This is a genomic window from Variovorax sp. 54 (assembly GCF_002754375.1).
GTDB lineage: Bacteria > Pseudomonadota > Gammaproteobacteria > Burkholderiales > Burkholderiaceae_C > Variovorax.
Genome location: NZ_PEFF01000001.1, coordinates 6,236,556 through 6,250,698 on the forward strand (window position 1 = coordinate 6,236,556; position 14,143 = coordinate 6,250,698).

12 protein-coding genes and 1 tRNA gene are annotated in these 14,143 nt (G+C 67.7%); 8 read left to right on the forward strand and 5 right to left on the reverse strand.

Annotation, left to right across the window (positions count from 1 at the left end; genetic code table 11):
• Positions 1-10: 10 nt before the first annotated feature.
• Positions 11-742 carry an HAD family hydrolase gene (locus tag CLU95_RS28560; RefSeq protein WP_099796711.1) on the forward strand — a complete coding sequence of 244 codons (732 nt, stop codon included), beginning with the start codon at positions 11-13 and terminating at the stop codon, positions 740-742.
• Positions 743-754: 12 nt separating this feature from the next.
• Here CLU95_RS28560 and CLU95_RS28565 read toward each other — a convergent pair whose 3' ends face one another.
• Positions 755-1,060 carry an NIPSNAP family protein gene (locus CLU95_RS28565; protein ID WP_062475864.1) on the reverse strand — a complete coding sequence of 102 codons (306 nt, stop codon included), beginning with the start codon at positions 1,058-1,060 and terminating at the stop codon, positions 755-757.
• Positions 1,061-1,168: 108 nt separating this feature from the next.
• Between CLU95_RS28565 and CLU95_RS28570 the strand changes: the two genes are divergently transcribed.
• Positions 1,169-1,810 carry a LysE family translocator gene (locus tag CLU95_RS28570; protein WP_099796712.1) on the forward strand — a complete coding sequence of 214 codons (642 nt, stop codon included), beginning with the start codon at positions 1,169-1,171 and terminating at the stop codon, positions 1,808-1,810.
• Positions 1,811-1,825: 15 nt separating this feature from the next.
• Here the strand turns inward: CLU95_RS28570 and CLU95_RS28575 are convergent, their stop codons facing one another.
• The 4 genes from CLU95_RS28575 to hpnC are packed head-to-tail and all read right to left on the reverse strand — an operon-like array spanning position 1,826 to position 5,186.
• Positions 1,826-2,134 carry a hypothetical protein gene (locus CLU95_RS28575; protein WP_099796713.1) on the reverse strand — a complete coding sequence of 103 codons (309 nt, stop codon included), beginning with the start codon at positions 2,132-2,134 and terminating at the stop codon, positions 1,826-1,828.
• Positions 2,135-2,138: 4 nt separating this feature from the next.
• A complete protein-coding gene (gene hpnE, locus CLU95_RS28580) occupies positions 2,139-3,404 on the reverse strand; it encodes a hydroxysqualene dehydroxylase HpnE (protein WP_099796714.1) in 1,266 nt (421 codons plus the stop codon).
• Positions 3,405-3,423: 19 nt separating this feature from the next.
• On the reverse strand, positions 3,424-4,263 hold the full coding sequence (gene hpnD / locus CLU95_RS28585; protein ID WP_099796715.1) for a presqualene diphosphate synthase HpnD: 840 nt from the start codon (positions 4,261-4,263) through the stop codon (positions 3,424-3,426).
• Positions 4,260-5,186, reverse strand: coding sequence for a squalene synthase HpnC (gene hpnC, locus CLU95_RS28590; RefSeq protein WP_257214759.1), 927 nt, complete (start codon positions 5,184-5,186; stop codon positions 4,260-4,262). Before hpnC ends, hpnD begins: the two co-directional genes overlap by 4 nt.
• A gap of 79 nt (positions 5,187-5,265) precedes the next feature.
• Between hpnC and CLU95_RS28595 the strand changes: the two genes are divergently transcribed.
• From CLU95_RS28595 to clpP, 6 genes are all read left to right on the forward strand, one after another.
• Positions 5,266-7,188 (forward strand): potassium transporter Kup, encoded by a 1,923-nt coding sequence (locus tag CLU95_RS28595; protein ID WP_441351515.1) that lies wholly within the window; start codon positions 5,266-5,268, stop codon positions 7,186-7,188.
• 121 nt (positions 7,189-7,309) lie between these two features.
• Positions 7,310-8,512 carry an efflux RND transporter periplasmic adaptor subunit gene (locus CLU95_RS28600; RefSeq protein ID WP_099796717.1) on the forward strand — a complete coding sequence of 401 codons (1,203 nt, stop codon included), beginning with the start codon at positions 7,310-7,312 and terminating at the stop codon, positions 8,510-8,512.
• A complete protein-coding gene (locus tag CLU95_RS28605) occupies positions 8,509-11,673 on the forward strand; it encodes an efflux RND transporter permease subunit (RefSeq protein ID WP_099796718.1) in 3,165 nt (1,054 codons plus the stop codon). Before CLU95_RS28600 ends, CLU95_RS28605 begins: the two co-directional genes overlap by 4 nt.
• A gap of 205 nt (positions 11,674-11,878) precedes the next feature.
• Positions 11,879-11,965: transfer RNA gene (locus tag CLU95_RS28610), tRNA-Leu, on the forward strand.
• Positions 11,966-11,991: 26 nt separating this feature from the next.
• Entirely contained in the window at positions 11,992-13,305 is a 1,314-nt protein-coding gene (gene tig, locus CLU95_RS28615; protein WP_099796719.1) for a trigger factor, read from the forward strand.
• A gap of 123 nt (positions 13,306-13,428) precedes the next feature.
• Complete coding sequence (gene clpP, locus CLU95_RS28620; protein ID WP_062475843.1) at positions 13,429-14,037, forward strand: ATP-dependent Clp endopeptidase proteolytic subunit ClpP; 609 nt, start codon at positions 13,429-13,431, stop codon at positions 14,035-14,037.
• Positions 14,038-14,143 lie beyond the last annotated feature (106 nt).

Consider the following 14,143-nt stretch of genomic DNA (forward strand, 5'->3'; position numbering starts at 1 on the left):
ATTCTCAGGCATGACTTCCGCTTCCCCGGCGCCCGGCGGCGCCACGCCGCTCGACATCTCGCGCATTTCGGCGATCTCGCTCGACCTCGACGACACCCTGTGGCCGATCTGGCCGACCATCGAACGCGCCGAGCGCGTGCTGCACGAATGGCTGCTGCGCGAGGCGCCCAAGACGGCCTCGCTGCTGCTTACGCCGGGCGTGCTGCGCGAGTTGCGCGAAGCCACCGCCAAGGAGCGCTCCGACCTCGCGCACGACCTGAGCGCGCTGCGCCGCGAGTCGATCCGCACGGCGCTCACGCGCGCGGGCGAAGACCCGGCGCTGGCGGACCCGGCCTTCGACGCTTTCTTTGAAGAGCGCCAGCGCGTCACGCTGTACGACGACGCGCTGCCGGCGCTGAAGTGGCTCAGCGAGCGCTATCCGCTGGTGGCGGTGTCGAACGGCAATGCCGACATCCACAAGACCGGCGTCGGCCGGTGGTTCCGCACCGCCTTCAATGCGCGCGCCTTCGGCAGCGGCAAGCCGCACGCGCCGATCTTCCGCGCCGCGGCGGCCTCGGTCGGCCTGCTGCCGAAAGACGTGCTGCACGTGGGCGACGACGCCGCGCTCGACGTGGTGGGCGCGCTCAACGCCGGCATGCAGGCGGCGTGGCTGGTGCGCGACGAGCGCCCGTGGGAACACGGCGCGCGTCCGCAGCTGATCGTGCCCAACCTGCACGCGCTGTGCATCGCGCTGGGCGCCTGAGCTTTCTTCGGGTCAGCGGAACACGGGTCGGAAGAAGCTGCGCTCGTAGCTGACGATGCAGCGGGTTTCCTCCGCGTAGCGGAAGGCGGCCTGGCAGTCGGCGTCCTGCATCGAATCGGCGCGGTAGGTTTCGTACGCAGCCAGGCTCGGGAAGCTGAACATCGCCAGCGCCACGTTGTTCGCGCCTTCGGACGGCAGGAAGTAGCCGTGGTGCTGGCCGCCGAACTTCTCGACCAGTGGAATCCAGAGCTTGCCGTAGTGCTCGAATTCCTTGAGCTTGAAGGGATCGACGATGTAGCGCAGGTAGCAGGTGATCATGGGTGACGGGGGTCTAGGGACTATCGGCGCGGCCCGAGCGGCACGCGGCTGCCCGGACTATAGTTTTGCGGCTGCCTCCTTTCACTGCTTTCACGCGAATTTCCTCCCATGCATCTTTCCACCTGGCTTCTCTTTTGCGGCGTGACCCTGCTCGTCGCCTTCACGCCCGGCCCGGCCGTGCTGCTCGCGGTCTCCAATGCCATCACTGTCGGCCCGCGCCGCGCGATGATCAGTTCGCTGGGCAACGCCTGCGGGCTCTTCCTGGTGTCGGCCGCCGCGATGGGCGGGCTGGGCGTGGTGCTCAACACCTCGGCCACGGCCTTCATGGTGCTGAAGGTGGCGGGCGCGGGCTACCTCGTCTACCTGGGCATCCGGCAGTGGCGCAGCCGAACGAGCGTGTTCGCCGAGCTGCAGCCTTCGGGCGCACCGGCACCTTCGCGTTCCGCACGCCGGCTGTTCGGGCATGGCGTGACGGTGGCGTTGACCAACCCCAAGGGCATCCTGTTCTTCTCGGCGCTGTTCCCGCAGTTCCTCACGCACGACGCGCCGATCCTCACGCAGTTCGCCGTGCTCACCACGACCTTCGCGGCCGGCTCGGTGTTGGCGCATGGGTCGTACGTGGTGCTGGCGCGCCTGCTGAAGAAGCAGTTCGCGAACCCGAAGCGCGCGAAGCTGTTCAACCGCGTGTCGGGCGGCGCCTTCGTGCTGCTGGGGTTGAGCCTGCTGCGCCTGCGCAACAAGACGGCCTGAGTCGGCTGTAGCTTTTCAGTCGAGCCCGAAGCGCTCGCGCAGCGCCGCGCAGAAGTCGGCGGTGCCGCTGAGCGAGAGCGTGAGGGTGTCCAGGCGCGGGTTCTCTTCCCGCGTGCGCTGCACGTCGCAATCCCACATCGCACCTTCGTCGAGCGCGCCGCGCGCGCCCGGGAAGGTGGCCTCGGCCCAGGCCAGCACCAGTGCGATCTCGGCTTCCACCTCGGGCGTGCGCTCGGGCGGGGTCGAGGCCATGGCGTCGAAGGTGCCGTGGTCTTCGGTGTCTTCGCTGTAGTCGAAATCGAGGTAACGCAGGGTCGTCGTCATAGGGTCAGGGCGTGGCAAGCGAGCGCGCGACGGCCAGTCCGTTGAGGACGGCGCCTTCGAGCGTGGCGGGATAGGGGCCTTCGGTGTAATCGCCGCAGGCCAGCAGCCCCGGCGCGATGGCGGCCGGCGGGCGTGCCAGGCCGGGCGTGCAGGCGAAGGTGGCGCGCTTCTCGACCACGGTCTGGATCGGCGTCAGCCCCGGTTGGCCGAGCTGCGTGCCGGCTTGGGCGAGCACCTGTTTCTCGAGCGTCTCGCGCGACGTTTCATTGGCGCTCACGACAAAGGCGAGCACGCCTGCTGGTCCGCCGAGCTGGCCGCGATCGAACACGAACTGGGCCGGTGCGCTGCCCGGCTGGCTGCGCAGCGCGAGCATCGGCTCGGCCAGCGGCGCGGCGCCGCGCACGTAGACCGTGGCGATCGCCTCGAAGCGCAGCGATTCGGTGACGTTGCACCAGCGCGAAGCAGCAGGCAGGCCGGTGGCGCGCGCGAGCCGTGCGGCGTCCCAGGGCGCGCCGGCGAGCACGGCCTGGTCGAAGACTTCGTCGTCGACGCGCCACTGCTCACCTTCGGGCGCGATGGCGCGCACGCGGTGGCCGATGCGCACGGTGGCGCCATGCTGGGTGAGCCACGCCAGCGCGGCGTCGGGCAGCAGGGCGCCGAGGTCGACGCGCGGCAGCAGCAGGTCGGCACCGCCGCGTCCGCTGAACAGCGCGTCGTGCAGCACGCGCAGGAACACCTGGCCGCTCGACTGCGAAACCGGCGTGTTGAGCGCGGAGACGCACAGCGGCTCGATCAGCTCCTGCATCACGCGCGGCGTGAGGCCGGTGCAGAGCGTGGCGACGCTGGTGCCGGGCGCGCAGCGAAAGCCCGCGAGGCGCCAGCGCACGGCGGTCGACAGCAGCGCGGCCTTGTCGCGCCAGCGCCAGCCGCGCGCGGTGAAGATGCCGATGAGCAGATCGAGCGGCGGCGGCCGGCCCGCGGGCAGCTGCAGCCCGCCGCCGTCGGCAAAGCGCAGCGAGAGCGGCAGGCGCTGCAGGGCGATGTCGACCTCCACACCCACGTCGCGCATGAGCGCCAGCGTGGCGGTGTAGGCGCCGATCAGGATGTGCTGCCCGTTGTCGAGCGCCATGCCATGCATGTGATCGACCCGCCGCGCGCGCCCGCCGGCCATCGGCGCGGCTTCGAACAGGGTGACGGCGTGGCCGAGGCGCGTGGCCTCGACGGCGCAGGCGAGGCCGGCCCAGCCGGCGCCGATGACGGCGAGCCTCATGGGCACGAAGGGTGGGGCGTCATATCCGGCCGAGGGCCTGGACTTTCCACGCCAGCCAGAGCTTGCGCACCGGCGTCAGGCTGACGCGCTGGTTCAGCACCTGGAAGTCGTCGCTTTCGATCTCGCGCAGCAGCGTGCGGTAGATGCTGGCCATCATCAGGCCGGGCTTCTGGGTGCGGCGGTCGGCCAGCGGGAGCAGGGCCAGCGCTTCGTCGTAGGCGGCGTGGGCGCGTTGGGCCTGGAACTTCATGAGCGCGACAAAACGGTCGGAATGGATGCGGTTGAGGATCTCGTGCGCCTTCACGTCGAACTGCTGCAGCTCGTTGACCGGCAGGTAGATGCGACCGCGCAGCGCGTCTTCGCCGACGTCGCGCAGGATGTTGGTGAGCTGCAGCGCCAGGCCGAGCTTGTGGGCGTAGGCGGTGGTCTGCGGATCGGTCTGGCCGAAGATGCGCGCCGCGACTTCGCCGACCACGCCGGCCACCAGATGGCAGTAGCGCGCGAGGCCGGGAAAGTCGAGGTAGCGGGTCTGGTCCAGGTCCATCTGGCAGCCGTCGATCACCTCGTGGAGCTGGCGGGCCTCGATGCCGTAGGCCGCGGCATGCGGCATGAGCGCCTGCATGACCGGGTGGCGCGGCGTGCCGGCAAAGGCCTGGGCGACCTCGGTGCGCCACCAGGCGAGCTTGGTGGCGGCCACGCCGGGGTCGTGGACCTCGTCGACCACGTCGTCGACCTCGCGGCAGAAGGCATAAAAAGCCGTGATCGCGGCGCGCCGCGGCTTGGGAAGGAACAGGAAGGCGTAATAGAAACTGCTGCCCGAAGCGGCGGCCTTGTCTTGCACGTATTGCTCGGGGTTCATCGGGGAGGCGCTGCTTTCATGGGGCGTGATTGTCTCCGCATCCGCCATGCCTTCCAGAGCAGCACGGGCGCGTCGGCCTTGCCGACGGTGGGGCGCTGCGAGAAGGTGTCGAAGCCCAGGTCCTCGATCTTGTCGAGGATGCGCAGGCCGCCCTGCACGACAAGGCGCAGCTCCCAGCCCACGCGGCCCCGCAGGCGGTGCACGAGCGGTGCGCCTTCGGTCATGAGCTCGCGCGCCCAGAAAGCCACCACCGCTATCAGATTGATAGCTTCCTGCGGCGGCGGTGCCGGCGACAGCGGTTCGAAAACCTTGAAGTGCTCCGACGTCAGGCCGCGCCTTTCGCAGTCGGTGCGCGGAAAGTAGAAGCGCCCGCGCGGCAGGTCGACGCTCGGGTCCTGCCAGAAATTGATGAGCTGCAGCGCGCTGCAGATGGCATCGCTCTGGGCCAGCGCCTGCGCATCGGTCACGCCGTACAGGTGCAGCAGCAGCCGGCCGACCGGGTTGGCGGAGCGGCGGCAGTAGTCGAGCAGCTCGGCGCGGTCGGCATACGTGCCGCGGTCGCGGGTTTTTTCGATGTCCTGCATGAAGGCGCTGAGCAGGTCGGCGAGCAGGTCTTCGGGCAGGCGGTACTCGGTGATGGCCCAGGCCAGCGGGCCGAACACATGGGGCCAGCGCGAGTCGGGCAGCGCTTCGCCGCGCGCGGCGGCGGCCAGTTCCTCGCGGTAGGCGCGCAGCTCGGCCAGGCGCGCATCGGGCGAGGCGTCGCCTTCGTCGGCGATGTCGTCGGCGGTGCGGGCAAAGTGGTAGATCGCGGCGATCGGCGGGCGCAGGTGCGGCGGGCACAGCCACGAGGCCACGGGGAAGTTTTCGTAATGGGCCGGCGCGGCGGCATGACGGGGATTGGCGGGGGGAGTGGCGGACACGCCACGATTGTCGGCGACGTCATGTCCGGGCACTATGCTCATGGCGTCGCCACTTTCCATCACTCTTTCGCCCATGACGATGAAAGCAACTGCCGCGGCTTCCGGGACTTTGCCTCCCGCTTCGGGCGACACGGCACATCCGGCCGGGCCGGGTCTGATGATCGCGGCGCTGGGCGTCGTCTTCGGCGACATCGGCACCTCGCCGCTGTACGCCTTCAAGGAGACGATGAACCCCGAGCACGGCGTGCCGTTCTCGCCCGATGCGGTGCTGGGCCTGCTCTCGCTGATCTTCTGGGGCCTGATGTTCGTGGTGACGCTCAAGTACGTGGTGTTCGTGCTGCGCGCCGACCACGACGGCGAAGGCGGCATCCTGGCGCTGCAGGCGCTGGCGCGCAATGCGGTGTCGGGCCCGAAGACCCGGCCCTGGGTGTGGCGCGGGATCGGGCTGCTGGGCCTGGTCGGCGCGGCCATGTTCTACGGCGACAGCCTGATCACGCCGGCCATCTCGGTGCTGTCGGCGGTCGAGGGCCTGGAGGTGCAGGCGCCGGTGCTGCAGCGCGCGGTGATCCCGATCACGGTGGCGATCCTGATCGGGCTGTTCATGGTGCAGAAGAAGGGCACGGGCGTGGTCGGCAAGATCTTCGGGCCGGTGATGCTGCTGTGGTTCCTGGTGCTGGGCCTGGCCGGCCTCTGGCAGGTGCTGCAGCAGCCGCAGGTGCTGGCGGCGCTCGATCCGCGCCGGGCGGTGGGCTTCCTGGTCGAGCACCGGGCGCAGTCTCTGGCGGTGCTGGGCGCGGTGTTCCTGGCGTTCACAGGCGGCGAGGCGCTGTATGCCGACATGGGGCACTTCGGCGCCAAGCCGATCCGGCTGGCGTGGATCTTCATCGCGCTGCCGGGGCTGGTGCTCAACTACTTCGGGCAGGGCGCGCTGGTGCTGGGCAACCCGGCGGCCATCGACAACCCGTTCTTCCGGCTCTTTCCGTCGTGGGGCGTGCTGCCGATGGTGGTGCTGGCCGCGATGGCGACGGTGATCGCCTCGCAGGCGGTGATCTCGGGTGCTTTCTCGCTCACCGCGCAGGCGATGCGCATGGGCTACCTGCCGCGCATGCGCGTGGTGCAGACCTCGGGCACGGCCATCGGGCAGATCTACGTGCCGGCAGTCAACTGGCTGCTGATGGTCGGGGTCCTGTTGCTGGTGCTCGGCTTCCGCAGCTCGGGCGCGCTGTCGGCGGCGTATGGCATCGCCGTGTCGATCACCATGGTGACGACCACGTTGCTGGCCGGCATCGTGGCTTGGGGCCTGTGGCGCTGGAACAAGGTGGCGGTGGTGGTCGGCGTGCTGGCCTTCGCGGCGGTCGACCTGACCTTCGTGGTGTCCAACAGCCTCAAGGTGGCCGAGGGCGGCTGGCTCACGCTGGCGGTGGCGGCCGGGGTGATGGTGCTGTTCACCACCTGGGCCAAGGGCCGGCGCCTGGGCCTGGAAGCGGCCGAGGCCGACAGCCTGCCGCTGCGGCCCTTCGTCGAGTCGCTGGCGCTGAACATGCCGCACAGGGTGAGCGGCACGGCGGTGTTCCTGAACCCCGACGCCACGGCGGTGCCGCACGCGCTGCTGCACAACCTCAAGCACAACCAGGTGCTGCACGAGCAGGTGATCGTGCTGCGCGTGCTCTCGTGCGACACGCCGCGCGTGGACGCGCGCCTGCGCATCGAGGCCGACCAGCTCATGGACGGCATCTGGGTGGTCACCGCGCGGCACGGCTTCATGGAGCGGCCCGACGTGCCCGAGTTCATCCGCATCCTGGCCTACCAGAAGACCCTGGCTATCGACTCGATGAAGACCTCGTACTTTGTCTCCCGCGCCTCGGTGGGCGAGGAGAACCTGCCGGGCATGAACCCGGTGCGACGGGTGCTGTTCGGCTGGCTGCAGCGCAACGCGGGCCGGGCCTCCGATTACTTCGAGCTTCCGGACAACCGGCTGGTCGAAATGGGGCAGAGAACTTAGCGCAGACATTGCTGCGGACAGGGTCAACTGACCGGCGGGTCATTGACACTGTTTAACGTTTACCCTAGATTACTAACCGGTGGGTCATTAATGACCCGGTTCCTCTCTTCTTGGGTGTCTCATGACCGCCTCCGCCGCCTCACTCCGTGCCCGCAGCGCCGCCTGGCTGCTGCTTCCCGCCATCTTTTTGGCCGGCTGTTCGCCGAAACCGCCTGCCCAGGAGCCCGTGAGGGCGGTCAAGTTCGTGACCGTCGGCACCAGCGACTACGACGCCCAGCCCGAGTTTTCGGCCGAGGTGCGGGCCCGCGTCGAATCGCGTCTCGGGTTCCGCGTCGCCGGAAAAATCACCAGACGCCAGGCCGAACTCGGCCAGCACGTGCAGGCCGGCCAGGTGCTGGCGCAGCTCGATCCGCAGGACTACCGCCTGGCCGCCGAGGCTGCCCGTGCACAGCAGGCCGCCGCGCAGACCAACCGCGACCTTGCCGCCGCCGACCTGAAGCGCTACACCGAGCTGCGTTCGCAGAACTTCATCAGCGGCGCCGAACTGGAACGCCGCGAAACCACCTGGAAGGCCGCGCAAGCGCAGTTTGAACAGGCGCAGGCGCAACTGGCCTCCCAAGGCAACCAGGCCAGCTACACGACGCTGGTGGCCGATGTGGCGGGCGTCATCACCGCCATCGAGGCCGAGCCGGGCCAGGTGGTGCAGGCCGGCACGCCGGTCGTGCGCATCGCCCAGGACGGCGCGCGCGACGTGGTGTTCGCGGTGCCTGAAGATCGCGCCGCGCTGATCAAGTCCGGCTCGCCGGTCGCGGTGCGCGGCTGGTCCGGCGGCGAGGTGCTGCAGGGCAAGGTGCGCGAGGTGGCGGCCAGTGCCGATGCGGTCACGCGCACCTATTCGGTCAAGGTGTCGATCGACGCGGCCACGTCGCCGGCGCTCGGCGCCACGGTCTACGCAAGGCCGCAGGCCCTGGCGCGCACCGACGTCGCGGTGATCAAGCTGCCGACCAGCGCGCTGCGCCAGGAAGGCAAGGGCTCGGCGGTCTGGGTACTCGAAAAAGACAGCATGACCGTGCGCTCGCAGCCGGTGCAGGTGGTCACGGCCGACGGCAATGAAGCGGTGATCGGCGCGGGCCTGGCGCCCGGCATGATGGTCGTGGCCGCGGGCGTGCACGTGCTGTCGCCGGGGCAGAAGGTCACGGTCTACCAGTCGAAGGAGGCCATGGCGGCCGCCGCCAACGGCCAGCAGCAGGCGCAGGCGCAGCAGCGGGCCGTCGAGGCCGTGGCCGCGACCAAGAAGGAGATCGCAACGGGTGCCGCCAAATGACGGAAGGCCCTGCGACCCCTGAAACTCCCGTGACGCCTGAGCACAAACCCGCCGGCTTCAATCTTTCCAAATGGGCGCTGGACCACGCGCCCCTCACGCGCTACCTGATGGTGGTGCTGATGGTGCTGGGCGCGTTTGCGTACTTCCAGCTCGGCCAGGACGAAGACCCGCCGTTCACCTTCCGCGCGATGGTCGTGCGCACCTACTGGCCCGGCGCGACCGCGCAGCAGGTGGCCGAGCAGGTCACCGACAAGCTGGAGCGCACGCTGCAGGAAGCGCCGTACGCCGACAAGATCCGCAGCTATTCGAAGCCGGGCGAGTCGCAGATCATTTTCCAGATCAAGGATTCGTCGAAGGCCGCCGAGGTGGCCAACGTCTGGTACACGGTGCGCAAGAAGATCGGCGACATGCGCGGCACCTTGCCCGCGGGTGTGCAGGGGCCGTTCTTCAATGACGATTTCGGCGATGTCTACGGCGTGATCTACGCGCTGGAGAGCGAAGGCTTCAGCTACGCCGAATTGAAGACGCTGGCTGACGACGTGCGCCAGCAATTGCTGCGCGTGAAGGACGTGGCCAAGGTCGACCAGTTCGGCGTGCAGGACGAAAAAGTCTTCATCGAGATTTCGCAGAAGCGCCTGGCGCAACTGGGGCTCGACTTCAACGCCGTGCTGGCGCAGCTCGGCTCGCAGAACGCGGTGGAAAGTGCCGGCACCATCCAGTCGCCGCTCGATGTGGTGCAGGTGCGCGTGGGCGGCCAGTTCACCAGCGTCGAGCAGCTGCGCGACATGCCGATCCGCGGCAGCTCGGGCAACCAGATCAAGCTCGGCGACATCGCCGAGATTCGCCGCGGCTATGTCGATCCGCCGGCCGTCAAGGTGCACCACCAGGGCAAGGAAGTGATCGCGCTCGGCGTGTCGATGACCAAGGGCGGCGACATCATTGCGCTGGGCAAGGCGCTGAGGGCCACCACCGCCACCATCGACCAGCGCCTGCCGGCCGGCGTGAAGCTGGCGCAGGTGCAGGACCAGCCGGTGTCGGTGGCCAGCTCGGTCAACGAATTCGTCGGCGTGCTCATCGAGGCCGTGGCCATCGTGCTGGCCGTGAGCATCATCGCGCTCGGCCTGCACAAGGGCGGGCGCTTCGGCTGGTACATCGACATGCGACCGGGGCTGGTGGTGGCGATCACCATTCCGCTGGTGCTGGCCGTGACCTTCCTGGCCATGAACTACTTCGGCATCGGGCTGCACAAGATATCGCTGGGGTCGCTGATCATCGCGCTCGGCCTCCTGGTCGACGACGCGATCATCGCGGTCGAGATGATGGTGCGGAAGATGGAAGAGGGCTACGACAAGGTCCGCGCCGCCACATTCGCCTACGACGTGACCGCCAAGCCGATGCTCACGGGCACGCTCATCACGGCGGCGGGCTTTTTGCCGATCGGCATCGCCAAGTCGGTGACGGGCGAGTACACCTTCGCGATCTTTGCGGTGACGGTGATTGCGCTGGTGCTGTCGTGGATCGTGTCGGTGTATTTCGTGCCGTACCTGGGCACGCTGCTGCTCAAGGTGAAGCCGCACGACCCCGACGCGCCGCCGCACGAGCTGTTCGACACGCCGTTCTACAACGGCTTCCGTCGCGCGGTGAACTGGTGCGTGCAGCACCGCTGGCTGACCATCGGCGCCACCGTGCTGATCTTCGCGCTCGGCATCGTCGGCATGGGCAAGGTGCAGCAGCAGTTCTTCCCCGATTCGAGCCGGCCCGAGATCATGGTGGACATCTGGTTCCCCGAAGGCACCTCGTTCGCGGCCAACGAAGAAGTGGCCAAACGCGTCGAACAGCGCGTGATGAAGGAAGAGGGCGTGAAGACCGTCAGCACCTGGATCGGCTCCGGCGTGCCGCGCTTCTACCTGCCGCTGGACCAGGTCTTTCCGCAGACCAACGTGTCGCAGCTCATCGTGCTGGCGCAGGACCTGAAGGTGCGCGAGCGACTGCGCCTGCGCCTGCCCGCATTGCTGGCCGAAGAATTCCCCGAGGTGCGCGGCCGCGTCAAGCTGCTGCCCAACGGCCCGCCGGTGCCGTACCCGGTCCAGTTCCGCGTGATCGGCACCGAGCCCGCCCAACTGCGCGCCCGCGCCGACGAGGTGAAGGCCGTGCTGCGCGAGAGCGCCAACATGCGCGGCGTGAACGACAACTGGAACGAGTCGGTCAAGGTGATCCGCCTCGAGATCGACCAGGCCAAGGCGCGAGCGCTCGGCGTGACCAGCCAGGCGATCGCCCAAGCCTCGCGCACCATGTTCAGCGGCACCACGGTCGGCCAGTACCGCGAGAACGATTTGCTGATCGACATCGTGCTGCGCCAGTCGGCCGACGAGCGCGAGGCCATCTCGGACATCGGCAACGCCTACATCCCGACGACCACGGGCCGTTCGATCCCGCTCACGCAGATCGCCCGTCCGGTGTTCACCTGGGAGCCCGGCGTGATGTGGCGCGAGAACCGCGACTACGCGATCACCGTGCAGGGCGACGTGGTGGAAGGCCTGCAGGGCGCCACCGTGACCGAACAACTGCTGCCGCAACTGCGCAAGCTCGAGGCCGGCTGGCATGCGGCCGGGCAGGGCGGCTACCGCATCGAGGTGGCGGGCGCGGTCGAGGAAAGCAGCAAGGGCTCGGCCTCGATCGTGGCGGGCGTGCCGATCATGCTGTTCCTGGTGTTCACGCTGCTGATGCTGCAGCTGCACAGTTTCAGCCGCTCGCTGCTGGTGTTCATCACCGGCCCCATGGGCATCGCCGGCGTGGCCGCCGCGCTGCTGCTGCTGAACCGGCCTTTCGGCTTCGTCGCGCTGCTCGGCGTGATCGCGCTGATGGGCATGATCCAGCGCAACGCCGTGATCCTGATCGACCAGATCGAGAGCGACCGCGCGGCCGGCGTGCCGGCCTGGGACGCGATCGTCGAGTCGGCCGTGCGACGCCTGCGCCCCATCGTGCTGACCGCTGCGGCGGCGGTGCTGGCGATGATTCCGCTGTCGCGCAGCGTGTTCTGGGGGCCGATGGCCGTGGCCATCATGGGCGGGCTGATCGTGGCCACCGTGCTGACACTGCTGGCGCTGCCGGCGATGTATGCCGCGGCCTTCCGCATCAAGCGGGAGCCGCAGACGGCCTGAAAAGGCGCTTTCCACGGGCCGTTTTCGGGCGGCCCGTATCCCTTGCGCGAGAGTGGGTGAAATCCCCAAAAGGGGGAAGCCGGAAGGCCCCCATTCTTGCGTTTAAAATGCGCGGTTGACCGATTTCAGGCGGACGGTCTTGGGCCAGCGGTTTTTCCGCAGCGCCGAGGCCGTCCGCCTTTGCATTCACCTGAAATTTGGCATCGCGCGGGTGGCGAAATTGGTAGACGCACCAGGTTTAGGTCCTGACGTTCGCAAGAACGTGCCGGTTCGAGTCCGGCCCCGCGCACCAGCCACACCCCTCACAAGGAAGACACCATGACCGTGAACGTTGAAACTCTCGAGAAGCTCGAACGCAAGATCACGCTGACCCTGCCGGTCGGCACCATCCAGAACGAAGTCGATTCGCGCCTCAAGAAGCTCGCGCGCACCGTCAAGATGGACGGCTTCCGTCCCGGCAAGGTGCCGATGAACGTCGTGGCCCAGCGCTACGGCTACTCGGTGCACTACGAAGTCATGAACGACAAGGTCGGTGAGGCCTTCTCGCAAGCCGCGAACGAAGCCAAGCTGCGCGTCGCCGGCCAGCCCCGCATCACCGAGAAGGAAGAGTCGCCCGAAGGCCAGCTCGCCTTCGACGCGGTCTTCGAAGTGTTCCCCGAAGTCAAGATCAACGACCTGTCGGGCGCTGAAGTCGAGAAGCTGTCGGCCGAAGTCGGCGACGAAGCCATCGACAAGACCCTGGACATCCTGCGCAAGCAGCGTCGCACCTTCGCCCAGCGCGCCCAAGACGCCGTGGCCGAAGACAACGACCGCGTGACGGTCGACTTCGAAGGCAAGATCGACGGCGAGCCCTTCCAGGGCGGCAAGGCCGAAGACTTCCAGTTCGTCGTCGGCGAAGGCCAGATGCTCAAGGAATTCGAAGACGCCGTGCGCGGCATGAAGTCCGGCGACAGCCGCACCTTCCCGCTGTCGTTCCCGGCCGATTACCACGGCAAGGACGTGGCCGGCAAGCAAGCCGACTTCATGGTCACCGTGAAGAAGATCGAAGCGTCGCACCTGCCCGAAGTCAACGAACAGCTGGCCAAGTCGCTCGGCATCGCAGAAGCCACCGTGGAAGGCCTGCGCGCCGACATCAAGCGCAACCTCGAGCGCGAAGTGAAGTTCCGCCTGCTGGCCCGCAACAAGAACGCCGTGATGGACGCTCTGGTGGCCAATGCCGAGCTCGACCTGCCGAACGCCAGCGTGCAGTCGGAAGTCGCCCGCATGATCGAAGGCGCCCGCGCCGAGCTCAAGCAGCGCGGCATCAAGGACGCCGACAAGGCCCCGATCCCCGAAGAAGTGTTCCGTCCGCAAGCCGAGCGCCGCGTGCGCCTGGGCCTGGTGGTGGCCGAACTGGTGCGTGCCAACGAACTGCAGGCCAAGCCCGAGCAGATCAAGGCCCACATCGACGAGCTGGCCGCCAGCTACGAGAAGCCGCAAGACGTCGTGCGTTGGTACTTCAGCGACAACAACCGCCTGGCGGAAGTCGAAGCCGTGGTCATCGAGAACAACGTGACCGACTTCGTGCTGGCCAAGGCGAAGGTCACCGAAAAGTCGGTGTCGTTCGACGAACTGATGGCGCAGCAGCAGTAAGCTGGTTTCCGTCGCTGCATGCAGCAACGCCGATGGGGCTTGTGCTTTGCGGCACGAGCCCCATTTCACTCAGGCGTACAGTTCAATCAGAGCGAACGAATCCATTTTCCGGAGAGCAAATTCATGAGCGCACAGGAAATTCAAGGCCTCGGCATGATCCCGATGGTCGTCGAGCAGTCGGGCCGCGGCGAGCGGTCGTATGACATCTACTCGCGTCTCCTCAAGGAACGCATCATCTTCCTGGTGGGCGAGGTCAACGACCAGACCGCCAACCTCGTGGTGGCCCAGTTGCTGTTCCTCGAGAGCGAGAACCCGGACAAGGACATTTCGTTCTACATCAACTCCCCGGGCGGCAGCGTGAGCGCCGGCATGGCGATCTACGACACGATGCAGTTCATCAAGCCGTCGGTGTCGACCATGTGCCTGGGCTTCGCAGCCAGCATGGGCGCCTTTCTGCTGGCGGCCGGCGAGAAGGGCAAGCGTTTCTCGCTGCCCAACTCGAAGATCATGATTCACCAGGTGCTGGGCGGCGCACGCGGCCAGGCCACCGACATCGAAATCCATGCGCGCGACATCCTGCGCACCAAGGACCAGATGAACCGCATCCTGGCCGAACGCACCGGCCAGCCGCTGGAAAAAGTCAAGTCGGACACCGAGCGCGACTACTTCCTGACGGCCGACGAGGCCAAGGATTACGGTCTGGTCGACCAGGTTGTCTCCCAGCGCGGTTAATGCCGCCCGGCGCCTCGGGCGCCAGAATGGCAAAAACGGCGTTTCCCACACGGGAAACGCCGTTTTTGTTTAGTTATCATTGTCCATACCCTGTCACGAGGCAAAA

Bases quoted from the DNA above. Each gene is read 5' to 3' on its own strand.
- clpP (WP_062475843.1), top strand. From the start codon at position 13,429: ATGAGCGCACAGGAAATTCAAGGCCTCGGCATGATCCCGATGGTCGTC.
- CLU95_RS28570 (WP_099796712.1), top strand. From the start codon at position 1,169: ATGCATCTTTCCACCTGGCTTCTCTTTTGCGGCGTGACCCTGCTCGTC.
- CLU95_RS28605 (WP_099796718.1), top strand. From the start codon at position 8,509: ATGACGGAAGGCCCTGCGACCCCTGAAACTCCCGTGACGCCTGAGCAC.
- tig (WP_099796719.1), top strand. From the start codon at position 11,992: ATGACCGTGAACGTTGAAACTCTCGAGAAGCTCGAACGCAAGATCACG.
- hpnE (WP_099796714.1), bottom strand. From the start codon at position 3,404: ATGAGGCTCGCCGTCATCGGCGCCGGCTGGGCCGGCCTCGCCTGCGCC.
- hpnD (WP_099796715.1), bottom strand. From the start codon at position 4,263: ATGAACCCCGAGCAATACGTGCAAGACAAGGCCGCCGCTTCGGGCAGC.
- CLU95_RS28575 (WP_099796713.1), bottom strand. From the start codon at position 2,134: ATGACGACGACCCTGCGTTACCTCGATTTCGACTACAGCGAAGACACC.
- CLU95_RS28560 (WP_099796711.1), top strand. From the start codon at position 11: ATGACTTCCGCTTCCCCGGCGCCCGGCGGCGCCACGCCGCTCGACATC.
- CLU95_RS28600 (WP_099796717.1), top strand. From the start codon at position 7,310: ATGACCGCCTCCGCCGCCTCACTCCGTGCCCGCAGCGCCGCCTGGCTG.
- CLU95_RS28565 (WP_062475864.1), bottom strand. From the start codon at position 1,060: ATGATCACCTGCTACCTGCGCTACATCGTCGATCCCTTCAAGCTCAAG.
- CLU95_RS28595 (WP_441351515.1), top strand. From the start codon at position 5,266: ATGAAAGCAACTGCCGCGGCTTCCGGGACTTTGCCTCCCGCTTCGGGC.